This is a genomic window from Cupriavidus sp. 05N39, from assembly GCF_056397325.1.
Genome location: NZ_JBFTNE010000085.1, coordinates 1 through 13,022, shown reverse-complemented (window position 1 = coordinate 13,022; position 13,022 = coordinate 1). Strand labels below are relative to the sequence as shown.

The window sequence follows — 13,022 nt, the reverse complement described above, 5'->3', positions numbered from 1 at the left end:
CACCAAGTTTTGAGAACGACTTCCAAGTTGATCGACTGAATTGTGTGGGGATGTCGCCGATTCAGTCAGAAAATATGAATGGCATATGGCAGGGGTGCTCCGCACCTCCCACCCTAGGTGGGGAACCCCTCCGGGTGCAGTCAGGTGCACGCGGGTCCTTCCGGGGTCCGATCTCATGGGGGTCATTCGCACCCCGAACGTTTTCTAGATAGAAAGCCTCCTAGGGTGAGTTAGTTAGTCGAGCCCTATCACATGGTGCTAGCTTTTAGCGTGGCCCTTCTGGAGCGTTTCGAGCATGGCCAGGGTTGCACGCTCTCCACGGTCACTGTCGAAGATCGTATTGGTAATCCCCAACTCCCTGGCGGTGCCGTTGATCACTTCACAGACCACGTTGATGATCTCCCTCAGTTCATTCGGGGTGATCCCGTTGACGTCATAGACCTTCTTTCGCGGGATCGCATACTCGTTATGAGCAATAGTCTTGTTGCGAATCGCCAGGACGCTCTTGATCTTAGGTTCAAGCGGTTTCAGGGCTCTCGCTATGCGAAGCGCACATTGTGTGCGTCCTTCAGCGCGCAGTGCCTTCTTGAGTTGGCTAATGCCTGCGACACGGTCGTCGCGATCAAAGATCTTTGATAGGGAGATGAAGAACAGCTTGTAATGCCCCGCATTAGACGCGTGGAAGAAATCAACGTAACTCAGCTCGCTCATGGTGCGCAGATACTTGGGTATCGCCAGATTGCGAAGTGCCCACCAGATCTGGAAATGCGCCTTGGCCGCTGTGCCTTCCTCAATCAGGTGTTGCGTTATCGCGTGTGCACTGCTCATGGCTAAGTCCAATATTGGTGGAGGTGGGCAGAACTATCGCATAGCGTGAGTGCTGGTCGGTAGGGCGCCAAAGGCCGGGTCTTTACTTGGTGCGCCGGCGCGGCTGCAGGGGGGTAAAAACTCCCGCTCCGGCTTCTACGACCGTGTGCCTAGTCGTGTCTCTGTGCGGCGCGGATTTTTAGGGAGGGGGGGGTCAAAAATCCAGCCTCGATCAGCGGAGCGGCTAGGGGCAGACCCGTTGCCGTTGTTCGTCGGCCCAGCCGCCCAATAGGCCGATTTGCCGGGCGTTGGCGGTGTCCACCTAGGCCGCCTGCCCGTTGCCAAACGGCAGGATCTGCGCGCCCCGCTTCAACTCGTCCAGGTAGTCGGCCCAACGCTGCATCATGTCACGCCGCTGCGGCAAATGTGCCGTGCGGTTGTACGCCCGGCCGAGCGGATCTTTGACGGCGTGCGCGAGCTGGGCCTCAATGATGGCGGGCGGGAAGGCTAGCACTTCGTCCAGTATGGTGCGCGCCATGGCCCGGAAACCATGGCCTGTCATGGTTTCGTTGTCGTAGCCCATGCGCCGGAGGCCGGCGTTGATGGTGTTGTCGCTCATGGGGCGGCTGGGCGAGCGAACGCCAGGCAGCACATAGCGGCCAGTGCCAGTCAAGGCGTGCAACTCGCGGAGGATGGCGACCGCTTGACTCGGCAGCGGCACGATGTGCGCCGATCCCTCGGCCTTGCCTTGCTTGGTCCGCTTCATGCGTCCAGCCGGAATTTCCCATGTGGCGCCGTCCAGGTCGAACTCCGGCCACTCGGCCAGGCGCAGTTCGCCGGGGCGCTGGAACAGTAGGGGTGCGAGCTTGAGGGCACACGTCACGGGGAAGGTGCCGGTATAGCCGTCGATGGCCCGCAGCAACTCGCCCACCTTGGTGGGCTCGGTGATCGCCGCGAAGTGCTGTTTCTGGACCGGTGGCAGGGCGCCGCGCAAGTCGGCGGTGATATCTCGCTCGGCACGGCCGGTGGCCACTGCGTAGCGCATGGCCTGGCCGATGTTGTCGCGTAGGCGGTGAGCGGTTTCCAGAGTGCCGCGGCGCTCCACCCGCCGCAGCACTTCCAGTACGTCGGCTGGCTTGAGGTCGGCCGTGGGCCTGCCGCCAATCCAGGGGAAGGCATTGGCCTCCAGACGGCGCAGGATGCGCACGCCGTGGCTAGCTGACCAGGTGCTCGCGTACTTTGCGTGCCACTCGCGGGCGACCAGCTCGAAGCTGTTGGCCTCTCGCAGCGCCTTGGTGCTCTTGGCCGCTTTGCGGTGGGCGCTGGGGTCGATGCCATCGGCCAGCCGCCGGCGGGCCTCGTCGCGGCGCTCGCGGGCTTCACGCAAACCCACTTCGGGGTACGTGCCAAGGGAAAGCATCTTTTCCTTACCCCCAAGCCGGTATTTGAGTCGCCACCACTTGCCGCCGCTGGGGGCAACCCACAGCAGCAGGCCGTCTGCGTCATACAGCTTGACGGGCTTCTCGCCTGGCTTGGCGTTCTTGATGGCGGTGTCGGTGAGTGGCATTTGGGGGTAACTATTTCGGGGGTGACAAGCTACCCCGAAAATTACCCCCAAAATGCTTGGGCTGTAAAGAAATGCCCTGATACCGTGTGGGACGCTAAATCCCGTGAAACCAAAGAAAAAGCCCGGATATACCGGGCTTTTGGAATGTCCAGGATTAACCTGAAACTAGTATTTGGTGGAGCCGGCGGGAATCGAACCCGCGTCCGCAAGCCCTCCACAGAGAGTTCTACATACTTAGTTCTGTCATTTGATTTAACCGGTGCATCGCGGACGAACACGCTCTACAACGGCGAGTCACTAGATTTTCGTCCCTGGGTTCGTGACTCACTCAGGGCTTATCTGGCGTATATGACCTCGCGTAGTCTTGCGACTCTAGCCCGCCAGCGAGCCAGTGCGAGGACGGCCGCAATTAAGCGGCCAGTGCGTAACGTTCGTCGTTAGCAGTTATTGCATTCCCATTGATTAACGAGGTGACGGGTCCTCGGTATGCCCTCCACTGCTTTGTAACCCACGTCGAAACCAGGTCGGCCCCTGCGTGAACTGTGTGAACAGTGTCAAGAACTGAGATTGTACTCCGTTGGAGGCCCGACGTGTTGGCGGGTTCCCAGGGAGCCTTTCCGACCTCAGCGCGCTCCCGCCGGAGCCAGCAGCGCGATCAGTTCGCTTGGGTGGCGCACCAGGTAGTCGGCGCCCCATGCCTCGGGCGGTTCGCCATCGCCACAGTAGCCATAGGCGGCGGTGATCGTGATCATGCCGGCGGCCTTGCCTGCCTGGATGTCGCGCAGGTCGTCGCCGACATACACGCAGCGTTCGGGCGCCACGCCGCTGATGTCAGCCGCGTGGAGCAGCGGTGCCGGGTGGGGCTTGGCGTGCGCCGTGGTATCGCCGCTGACCACCGCCGAGGCGCGGGGCGCCAGGCCGATGGCGGCGACGAGCGGCGCGGTGAAGCGGGTGATTTTGTTGGTGACGATGCCCCAGCGGATGCCGGCGGTTTCCAGCGCGTCCAGGACCTCGGCCATGCCATCGAACAGGCGTGTATGCACCGCGATGTCGGCCTCGTAATAGTCCAGGAACGTGTCTCGCAGGCCGGGAAACTCAGGGTCGGCCGGGCTCTTGCCARAGGCCGCGCCGATCAGTCCACGGGCGCCGTGCGAAGCGACCGGACGGAGTTGCTCGTACGCCACGGGAGGGCGGCCATGCTCGGTGACCAGCCGGTTGGCTGCCGCGGCCAGATCCGGGGCCGTGTCGGCGAGGGTGCCGTCGAGATCGAAGAAGACTGCGTCGTAGGTGCGCATATTCAGGCGGGGCGGTGAAACGCCATCAGGTAATTCACATCGGTGTCCTTGCCCAGCGAGTAGACCTGGGTCAGCGGGTTGTAGCTCATGCCGCGCATCTCGACGAGTTCAAGCCCTGCATTGCGCGCATAGCGCGCGAGCTCAGACGGCGTGATGAACTTGTCGTAGTCATGCGTGCCGCGCGGCAGCATCCTGAGTACGTACTCGGCGCCGACCACGGCCAGCATATAGGCCTTGAAATTGCGATTGATGGTGGAGCAGAACACATGCCCGCCCGGCCGTACCAGGGTTGCGCAGGCTCGCACGATCGACTGCGGGTCCGGCACGTGCTCCAGCATTTCCATGCAGGTCACTACGTCGAAACCGGCAGGCATGCGGGCAGCCAGCGCCTCGGCAGCGATTTCTTCATAGGTCACCGGGGCACCTGACTCCAGGCTGTGCAGGTCGGCGACCTTGAGCGCCTTGGTGGACAAGTCGATGCCCCGCACCGTGGCGCCGGTTCGCGCCATGCTTTCGGCGAGGATGCCGCCCCCGCAGCCAATGTCGACCACCTGCTTGCCCTCGAGCGCGGCAATGCCGTCGATCCAGCCGAGCCGCAAGGGATTGAGTTCGTGCAGCGGCTTGAACTCGCTCTCCGGGTCCCACCAGCGGTGGGCCAGCTCGCTGAATTTGTCGATTTCGCGGGCATCGGCATTCCTGCCGAGCTGGGTGGTTTCAACGGTGGGATGGTGCGGAGGGGAGATCTGCGTCATGGATTTTGGCGCGCGGCCAGGCGGCGGCGCGAGAGCGGAAAGTATGCAGCCACTGTATCAAAAAAAAAGCCCAGCTCGCGCTGGGCTTTTTTTCATCGGAAAGGATCCGATTAACGTGCGCTGCGGGTGCCGACCACTTCGACTTCCACGCGGCGGTTCGGCTGCTGGCAGGCGATCTGCGCCTTGCGGTTGCCCTTGCACGACTTCGGGTCAACCTTCAGCTGACGCTTGCCCTTGCCTTCCGTGTACACACGGTTGGCTTCCACGCCCTTGCTGACCAGATAGGCCTTGACGGCTTCAGCACGACGGATCGACAGGCGATCGTTGTACTTGTCCGAACCGAACGAGTCGGTGTGGCCAACTGCGATAATCACTTCCAGGGTGATGCCGGACAGCTTGGAGGTCAGGTCGTCCAGCTTGGCCTTGCCTTCCGGCTTCAGGACAGCCTTGTCGAAGTCGAACAGGGTGTCAGCAGCGAAAGTGACCTTTTCGCTGGAAACAACCGGAGGAGCAACCGCTGCGGGCGGTGCCACCGGAACGGCCGCCGGAGCCAGGGCGCCGTCGCACAGTGCGTTGGCGGTGGCCGGGGTCCACGAACTGTCGCGCCAGCAGAGCTCGTTCGTGCCGTTCTTCCACACGTACTCGCTCGTACCGTTGCCCCAGTTATCGTTCACAGCCTTCTTTTCGTAGGGGACGGACTGGGCTTGAGCGGATGCAGCCATTACTGCGGTAGCTGCAACGAGCGCGAGCTTGGCAAATTTTTTCATATTTCTCCTCTCAGGATGAGATCACCGCAGGGTTACTGCGAGCAAATGGACGGAAACAAGTCATACATTCTTCGGAGTATAACATTCTCGATGCGGTGTATGCTCCACTTCGAACAATGTCTGGCTCTTCGCTGGGGAATTGTGCCACAAGGGTCGTTTCCTAAGAAGTAAATATATTCGATTCCACCAATGGGTTTTGGGCCTGTGGTGTTTGTGCAACATGGCTCTTGCGATGCCCGCAAACCCTTGTCTGGCCGGGCTTGCAGGATTTTCGCAGCGGCCTTTCTCGTCGTTTCCCGGCGTCGTCAAAGGCCCTTTGGAGGGGGGGGAGGCGGCTGCGGGGGAGGGCAGCGGCGCATGTTAGAATGCCACGTTGCCCTACTGCCGGACGCCGCTTGGCGAATGGTGATTCACCTGGGGGCCTTCTGTTTAAATTCGCCGGATAACCCACGCCGCAATGGATCAATTCGCCAAAGAAACCCTTCCGGTCTCCCTCGAAGAGGAAATGCGCCGCTCTTATCTCGATTACGCAATGAGCGTGATCGTAGGGCGCGCGCTTCCCGATGTCCGGGATGGCTTGAAGCCGGTACATCGGCGCGTGCTCTATGCGATGCATGAGCTTAACAATGACTGGAACCGGCCGTACAAGAAATCGGCGCGTATCGTAGGGGATGTGATCGGTAAGTATCACCCCCACGGCGACACTGCTGTATACGATACGATCGTGCGCATGGCGCAGAATTTCTCCCTGCGCTACATGCTGGTCGATGGCCAGGGTAATTTCGGGTCGGTGGACGGGGATAACGCGGCAGCCATGCGTTATACCGAAATCCGCCTGTCCAAGATCGCCCACGAGATGTTGCTCGATATCGATAAGGAAACTGTCGATTTCGGGCCGAATTATGACGGCTCGGAGAATGAGCCGCTGATTCTGCCGGCGCGCATCCCTAATCTGCTGATTAATGGATCGTCGGGTATCGCGGTGGGCATGGCCACCAATATCCCGCCGCACAACCTCAACGAAGTGGTCGACGGCTGCCTGCACCTGCTGCGCAATCCGCAAGCCACGGTCGACGAGCTGATCGAGCTGATTCCGGCGCCGGATTTCCCGACCGCGGGCATTATCTATGGCATCCAGGGCGTGCGCGAAGGCTACCGCACCGGCCGTGGCCGCGTCGTCATGCGCGCCAAGACGCACTTCGAGGATATCGATCGTGGCCAGCGCCAGGCGATCATCGTCGACGAGCTGCCCTACCAGGTCAACAAGCGCACCTTGCTGGAGCGCATTGCCGAGCTGGTGACGGACAAGAAGGTCGAAGGCATCTCGGATATCCGCGACGAGTCCGACAAGTCCGGCATGCGCGTGGTGATCGAGCTAAAGCGCAACGAAGTGCCCGAGGTGGTGCTGAACAACCTCTACAAGCACACCCAGCTGCAGGATACCTTCGGCATGAACATGGTGGCGCTGGTCGACGGCCAGCCGCGCCTGCTGAACCTGCGCCAGATGCTGGAGTGCTTCCTGTCGCACCGGCGCGAGGTCGTCACCCGCCGCACCGTGTTCGAGCTGCGCAAGGCGCGCGAGCGTGGCCACGTGCTGGAAGGCCTGGCGGTCGCGCTGGCCAATATCGACGAGTTCATTGCCATCATCAAGGCAGCGCCTACGCCCCCCATCGCCAAGCAAGGGCTGATGGCGAAGGCGTGGGATTCGAGCCTGGTGCGCGAGATGCTGGCACGCGCCGAAGGCGACACGCCGGGCGGCCGCGCTTCCTACCGCCCCGACGGCCTGCCAGCCATCTTCGGCATGCAGGGCGACGGCCTGTACCGCCTGTCCGACTCGCAGGCCCAGGAAATCCTGCAGATGCGCCTGCAGCGCCTGACGGGCCTGGAGCAGGACAAGATCGTCCAGGAATACCGGGACGTCATGGCGGTCATCTCCGACCTGCTCGATATCTTGTCCCGGCCGGAGCGCATCAGCACCATCATCACCGACGAGCTGACCGCCATCCGCGCGGAGTTCGGTGACCTGCGCCGCTCGCATATCGAGCTCAATGCGACCGAGCTGGATACCGAGGACCTGATCACGCCGCAGGACATGGTGGTCACGCTGTCGCACAGCGGCTATATGAAGAGCCAGCCGATCTCCGAGTACCGGGCGCAGAAGCGCGGCGGGCGGGGCAAGCTGGCGACCGCCACCAAGGAAGACGACTGGATCGACACGCTGTTCGTCGCCAACACGCACGACTACATCCTGTGCTTCTCGAACCGCGGCCGGCTGTACTGGCTGAAGGTGTACGAGGTGCCGCAGGGGTCGCGCAACTCGCGCGGCAGGCCGATCGTCAATATGTTCCCGCTGTCTGACGGCGAGAAGATCAACGTCATCCTGCCGGTGCGCCAGTTTGACGCCGAGCATTTCATCTTCATGGGCACCGCGCGCGGCACCGTGAAGAAGACGGCGCTGACCGAGTTCTCCAACCCGCGCAAGGCCGGCATCATCGCTGTCGATCTCGACGAGGGCGACTACCTGATTGGCGCCGCCGTCACGGATGGCCAGCACGATGTGATGCTGTTCTCGGACTCCGGCAAGGCAGTGCGCTTCGATGAAAACGATGTGCGCCCGATGGGCCGGCAGGCGCGCGGCGTGCGCGGCATGAACCTGGAAGAAAGCCAGACCGTGATCGCCATGCTGGTGGCACCGGCCGAGACCAGCGAGCAGGACGTAGCGGTGGGCAGTGTGCTGACCGCCACCGAAAATGGCTATGGCAAGCGTACCCCGATCGCCGAGTACACTCGACACGGCCGGGGCACCAAGGGCATGATTGCGATCCAGACCAGCGAGCGCAATGGCCGGGTGGTGGCTGCCGCGCTAGTGTCGCCGGAAGACGAGATCATGCTGATCACGACCGGCGGTGTGCTGATCCGTACGCGCGTATCTGAAATCCGCGAGATGGGCCGCGCCACGCAAGGCGTGACCCTGATCAACGTGGACGAAGGCACCAAGCTTTCCGGCCTGCAGCGAATCGTCGAAAGCGACGCCGACAACGGTGTGGCGGGTGAAGAACTCGATGGGGCCGATGCTGCTGCCGAGGGAGAGCCGGGGGCAGGTGCGCAGGACGGCACCGAGGCTGGCACCCCTGACACGGGATCCAATTCGTAAGTTGTTGCAACATTGACCCGATAGCCGGAACTCGATTGCCGGCTGCGGGACTAAAACGGACATATTTACCAGGGAGTCACAATGTTCAAAACCTATCGACGTATCGCTGTTCTGGCTGCCTTCGTGCCGGCCATGATGCTGGCCAACGCGGCGCATGCCCAGGATGCGGACAAGACCGCTGCCATCAAGGAGCTCCTGACCGTGATGCAGGCCGACCAGGCCGTCAAGGGCCAGGCCGAGAACTGGCAGCAGGGCGCCAAGCAGGAAGCGCCCATGGTTCTGGAGCAGGTACTGGTCGAGAACAAGACGCTCAACGACAAGCAGAAGCAAGCCGCCGTCGACAAGCTCAAGAAGAATGGCGCCGTGCAGCGCATGGTGGACGGCGCCGGTACGGCGTTCACCACCGATGGCTTCAAGAGCGACGCCATGAAGGCCCACTACGACGCCTTCGCCAAATACTACAGCGCTCAGGAAATCAAGGATCTGACCACGTTCCTGAAGTCGCCCACGGGCCAGAAGTTCATGGCGAACCAAGGCAAGGCTACGCAGGAAATCTGGGGCTCGATGATGCAGAAGTACGGCCCGCAGGTTGGCAAGTCGATGCGCGACGCAGCCGAGAAGGAAATCGCCGCCGCTTCGAAGTAATTTGCCGGCGGGCCGGTGGGGCGTACGGGGCACTATCCCCGGCTCCCCTATCTGGCGCGGGTTTGATGGATAATGGCTGCTTGGGTAACACCGGCAGCCATTTTTCATTTCCATCCCGATCCATGAACGAACCCCAGAATCCAGCACTTGCCGCCATGATGCAGCGCGCCGTGGCCGAGCGTGTCTATAACTTCTCGCCCGGTCCGGCGGCCCTGCCGACCGAAGTGTTGCTGCAGGCGGCCGACGAGATGCTGTCCTGGCACGGTACCGGGGTCTCGGTGATGGAGATGAGCCACCGTAGCCGCGAGTTCGAGGGGATCCAGGCAGAAGCGCTGGCGAACCTGCGCGAGTTGCTGCACGTGCCGAAAGATTTCCGCATCCTGTTCCTGCAGGGCGGTGCCATTGGCGAGAACGGCATCGTGCCGCTCAACCTGATGTCTCGCCTGAAAGCGGAACGCCCCAAGGCGGACTTCGTTGTCACCGGCACGTGGTCGGTGAAGTCCGAGCAGGAGGCGCGCCGCTATGGCGAGGTCAATATCGCGGCCTCCAGCACCGCGCAAAAATTCGTGCGTATCCCGGATGTGTCCGACTGGAACCTGTCGGACGATGCCGCCTATGTACACCTGTGCACCAACGAGACCATCGTCGGTGTCGAGTTCCAGGACGTGCCCGATATCGGCCAGCACCGCGACGGCGGGCCGGTGGTGGTGGCCGACGTCTCCAGCCACATCCTGTCGCGCCCGGTCGACTGGTCGCGCGTGCAGGTGGCCTACGGCGGCGCGCAGAAGAATATCGGGCCGGCCGGCCTGACCATCGTGATCGTGCGCGAAGACCTGCTGGGCCATGCGCATCCGCTTTGCCCCACCGCCTTCAACTGGCGCCTGGTGGCCGAGCATGACTCGATGTACAACACGCCGCCGACCTATTCCATTTACATCGCCGGGCTGGTCTTCAAGTGGCTCAAGGCGCAGGGCGGCGTGGATGCGATCGAGCAACGCAATATCGCCAAGGCGCACGCGTTTTATGAGTTCTTGGATCAAAGCGCGTTCTACCGCAACGATATCGATCCGAGCTGCCGCTCGCGCATGAATGTGCCGTTCTTCCTGGCTGACGAATCGCGCAACGATGCCTTCCTGGCCGGTGCGCGCGCCAGGGGGCTGGTACAGCTCAAGGGCCACAAGTCCGTCGGCGGCATGCGTGCCAGCTTCTACAACGCCATGCCGCTCGAGGGCGTCGCCGCCCTGATCGAGTACATGCGCGACTTCGAGCGCACCGCGGCCTGATCCTTCGTTTGCGGCGGCGTCTCCTGGCGCTGCCGCCCTGTGCCGATTCGGTTTTTTCCAGGGCCACTTCGCAATGACGTGGCGTAGCGGATTCATACAATGACAAATCAAGACAAAGACATCGCGCAGGAGGAGGCGCAGCCGGACAATGGCGCGGCCGAGAAGGCGCTGGGCGTCGAACTGACGCCGTTGCGCGAGCAGATCGACAAGCTGGACCGCGAACTGCTGGCAATGTTGAATCGCCGTGCGCAACTCGCCCTCGATGTGGGCGAGGTCAAGAAGAAGTATGGCGCGCCGGTGTTCCGTCCGGAACGCGAGCTGCAGGTGATTCGCAAGGTGCAGGGCGCCAATCCCGGCCCGCTGCTCGACGACAGCGTGGCGGCGATCTGGCGCGAGGTGATGTCCGCCTGCCGCGGCCTGGAAAAGCCGCTTGAAGTTGCTTTCCTGGGCCCCGCTGGCACGTTCTCCGAGCAGGCGCTGTACGCGCATTTCGGCCACGAGGTGAGCGGCGTGCCGTGCCCGAGCATCGACGAGGTGTTCCGCGCGGTGGAGGCCGGCACCGTGGAGTACGGCGTGGTGCCGGTGGAGAATTCCACCGAGGGCGCGGTGTCCCGCACGCTGGACCTGTTCCTGCAGACCTCGCTGAAAATCAGCGGCGAAATCGCGCTGAAGGTGCATCACAACCTGATGGCGTCGTCGCCGGACATGAAGGGCGTGACCGTGGTGCGCGCACACGCGCAGGCGCTGGCGCAGTGCCAGCACTGGCTAACGGCCAACTACCCGCATCTGGAGCGCCAGGCCGTATCGAGCAATGCGGAAGCGGCGCGCATGGCCAGCGAAGATCCCACCGTGGCGGCCATCGCCGGCGAGTCCGCCGCCAATCGCTATCACCTGCATCTGGTGCGCACGCACATCCAGGACGATCCGCACAACCGCACGCGTTTCGCGGTGATCGGGCGCTACGAGACCGAGCCCTCGGGCAGCGACCAGACCTCGATGATCCTGTCGGTGCCCAACAAGGCTGGCGCGGTCTACCAGTTGCTGGCGCCGCTGGCCGACAACGGCGTGTCGATGTGCCGCTTCGAGTCGCGCCCGGCGCGCAGCGGCGCGTGGGAGTACTACTTCTACGTCGACGTGGAAGGGCACCAGCACGATGCCTCGGTGGCGCGGGCACTGGAAGAACTCCGGCGTAACGCGGCTTACTTCAAAGTGCTGGGTTCATACCCGTCCAGCCGATAGCAAGGCTTGCCGCCCGGGCGGCAGCCAGACCGAAGAACGGATCGGCGATCGCGGATCGCGATCCGCGAAAGACGATCACCAAGGAGCCAGGATGGCAGAGCAAGGCAAGCAGTTCGGTCCCGAGTATGTGCGGGCGATCTCTCCGTACGTGGCGGGCAAGCCGATTTCCGAAGTGGCGCGCGAATTCGGCCTGGACGAGTCCGCCATCGTCAAGCTGGCCTCGAACGAGAACCCGCTCGGCATGCCCGAGTCGGCCAGGACGGCCATCGCCGCCGCCGTCGCCGACCTGGGCCGCTACCCCGATGCCAACGGTTTCGAACTGAAGGCTGTCTTGTCGGCCCGTTTCGATGTGCCGGCCGACTGGCTCACGCTGGGCAACGGCAGCAATGACATCCTGGAAATCGCCGCGCACGCGCTGGTGAAGCCGGGCGAGTCGGTCATCTACGCCGAGCATTCCTTTGCGGTGTATGCGCTGGCCACGCAGGAAATCGGCGCGCGCGCCATCGAGGTCAAGGCCCGTGACTATGGGCACGATCTCGACGCCATGGCCGCCGCCATCGTGCCGGATACGCGCCTGATCTTTATCGCCAACCCGAACAACCCGACCGGCACCTTCCTGCCGGCGGCGGCCATCGAGGCTTTCCTGGCCAAGGTGCCGGCCGATGTCGTGGTGGTGCTGGACGAGGCTTACAACGAATACCTGGATGACGCGCAGCAGTACGACTCGGTGGCGTGGGTCCGCAAGTATCCGAACCTGCTGGTTTCGCGCACCTTCTCCAAGGCTTATGGCCTGGCCGGCCTGCGCATCGGCTATGCGGTCGCGCAGCCGGCGCTGACCGACCTGCTCAACCGCATCCGCCAGCCTTTCAACGTCAACAGCCTGGCGCAGGCCRCTGCGGTGGCGGCGCTGGCCGACACGGCCTTCCTGAAGCGCAGCGCGGAACGCAACCGTGCCGGCAAGGCGCAACTGGTGGCGGCCTTCGACCGGCTCGGCCTGCAGTACGTGCCATCTTCAGGCAATTTCGTGCTGGTGCGCGTGGGCCAGGACGACGGCGCCGGCGCGCGCGTCAACCTGGCGCTGCTCAGGCAGGGCGTGATCGTGCGTCCGGTGGGCAACTACAACCTGCCGCAATGGCTGCGCGTGACCATCGGCCTGCCTGAGGAAAACGCGGCCTTCATCGCCGCGCTGGAACGGGCGCTCAAGTAGGCGCCGCGCCTTCGCCGGCTGGTGCCGCCGCAACTGGCGGCGCCGTCGGCCGGCGTAGACGAGATACAATGCCGGATTCCGTGCGACACGCACTATCGTGTCCGGGTAGCTCCAACGTAAGGAGCATCGACCTTGTTGGGACAAGGGGAGGGTTTCGGCCTGAACTGTCCAATCCCAACCATTTCTTGCTTAGACGAACCGGGCCGAACAGCCAGGGGGAGTCTAGAACGTTGCGAGGAAGGCCAGAACACCGGCCGGATTTGCAGCTTGCTTTTTGCTGGATCGATTTCCAGCCATTGCCCAAGG

At 62.9% G+C, this 13,022-nt stretch carries 10 protein-coding genes and 1 other RNA gene; 5 read left to right on the top strand and 6 right to left on the bottom strand.

Annotation, left to right across the window (positions count from 1 at the left end; all coding sequences use genetic code 11):
* Positions 1 to 258: 258 nt before the first annotated feature.
* The 6 genes from AC1DN0_RS30695 to ompA form a co-directional block, all read right to left on the bottom strand.
* A complete protein-coding gene (locus AC1DN0_RS30695; protein ID WP_441631172.1) occupies positions 259 to 828 on the bottom strand; it encodes an AbiU2 domain-containing protein in 570 nt (189 codons plus the stop codon).
* 301 nt (positions 829 to 1,129) lie between these two features.
* The gene (locus AC1DN0_RS30690; protein ID WP_441631170.1) at positions 1,130 to 2,374 is read right to left on the bottom strand and encodes a tyrosine-type recombinase/integrase; all 1,245 of its coding nucleotides are present in this window, start codon (positions 2,372 to 2,374) and stop codon (positions 1,130 to 1,132) included.
* Between the two features lie 173 nt (positions 2,375 to 2,547).
* Positions 2,548 to 2,906: a transfer-messenger RNA gene (gene ssrA, locus AC1DN0_RS30685) on the bottom strand.
* 91 nt (positions 2,907 to 2,997) lie between these two features.
* Positions 2,998 to 3,669: a phosphoglycolate phosphatase gene (gene gph / locus AC1DN0_RS30680; RefSeq protein ID WP_477146242.1), complete on the bottom strand. Its 672-nt coding sequence runs from the start codon at positions 3,667 to 3,669 to the stop codon at positions 2,998 to 3,000.
* Between the two features lie 2 nt (positions 3,670 to 3,671).
* A complete protein-coding gene (gene ubiG / locus AC1DN0_RS30675) occupies positions 3,672 to 4,421 on the bottom strand; it encodes a bifunctional 2-polyprenyl-6-hydroxyphenol methylase/3-demethylubiquinol 3-O-methyltransferase UbiG (RefSeq protein ID WP_441631166.1) in 750 nt (249 codons plus the stop codon).
* Positions 4,422 to 4,531: 110 nt separating this feature from the next.
* A complete protein-coding gene (gene ompA, locus AC1DN0_RS30670) occupies positions 4,532 to 5,188 on the bottom strand; it encodes an outer membrane protein OmpA (protein ID WP_441631164.1) in 657 nt (218 codons plus the stop codon).
* A 457-nt stretch (positions 5,189 to 5,645) separates the two neighbouring features.
* Here ompA and gyrA point away from each other — a divergent pair, with 457 nt between their 5' ends.
* The 5 genes from gyrA (at position 5,646) to hisC (ending at position 12,716) form a co-directional block, all read left to right on the top strand.
* Complete coding sequence (gene gyrA, locus AC1DN0_RS30665; protein WP_441631162.1) at positions 5,646 to 8,342, top strand: DNA gyrase subunit A; 2,697 nt, start codon at positions 5,646 to 5,648, stop codon at positions 8,340 to 8,342.
* Positions 8,343 to 8,423: 81 nt separating this feature from the next.
* Positions 8,424 to 8,987 (top strand): DUF2059 domain-containing protein, encoded by a 564-nt coding sequence (locus AC1DN0_RS30660; protein ID WP_035860275.1) that lies wholly within the window; start codon positions 8,424 to 8,426, stop codon positions 8,985 to 8,987.
* Between the two features lie 122 nt (positions 8,988 to 9,109).
* On the top strand, positions 9,110 to 10,270 hold the full coding sequence (gene serC / locus AC1DN0_RS30655) for a 3-phosphoserine/phosphohydroxythreonine transaminase (protein WP_441631160.1): 1,161 nt from the start codon (positions 9,110 to 9,112) through the stop codon (positions 10,268 to 10,270).
* Positions 10,271 to 10,369: 99 nt separating this feature from the next.
* Positions 10,370 to 11,509: a prephenate dehydratase gene (pheA, locus tag AC1DN0_RS30650; RefSeq protein WP_035860282.1), complete on the top strand. Its 1,140-nt coding sequence runs from the start codon at positions 10,370 to 10,372 to the stop codon at positions 11,507 to 11,509.
* 91 nt (positions 11,510 to 11,600) lie between these two features.
* Positions 11,601 to 12,716 carry a histidinol-phosphate transaminase gene (hisC, locus tag AC1DN0_RS30645; protein ID WP_477146241.1) on the top strand — a complete coding sequence of 372 codons (1,116 nt, stop codon included), beginning with the start codon at positions 11,601 to 11,603 and terminating at the stop codon, positions 12,714 to 12,716.
* Positions 12,717 to 13,022: the final 306 nt, after the last annotated feature.

Bases quoted from the DNA above. Each gene is read 5' to 3' on its own strand.
- ompA (WP_441631164.1), bottom strand. From the start codon at position 5,188: ATGAAAAAATTTGCCAAGCTCGCGCTCGTTGCAGCTACCGCAGTAATG.
- AC1DN0_RS30690 (WP_441631170.1), bottom strand. From the start codon at position 2,374: ATGCCACTCACCGACACCGCCATCAAGAACGCCAAGCCAGGCGAGAAG.
- ubiG (WP_441631166.1), bottom strand. From the start codon at position 4,421: ATGACGCAGATCTCCCCTCCGCACCATCCCACCGTTGAAACCACCCAG.
- gyrA (WP_441631162.1), top strand. From the start codon at position 5,646: ATGGATCAATTCGCCAAAGAAACCCTTCCGGTCTCCCTCGAAGAGGAA.
- AC1DN0_RS30695 (WP_441631172.1), bottom strand. From the start codon at position 828: ATGAGCAGTGCACACGCGATAACGCAACACCTGATTGAGGAAGGCACA.
- pheA (WP_035860282.1), top strand. From the start codon at position 10,370: ATGACAAATCAAGACAAAGACATCGCGCAGGAGGAGGCGCAGCCGGAC.
- AC1DN0_RS30660 (WP_035860275.1), top strand. From the start codon at position 8,424: ATGTTCAAAACCTATCGACGTATCGCTGTTCTGGCTGCCTTCGTGCCG.
- serC (WP_441631160.1), top strand. From the start codon at position 9,110: ATGAACGAACCCCAGAATCCAGCACTTGCCGCCATGATGCAGCGCGCC.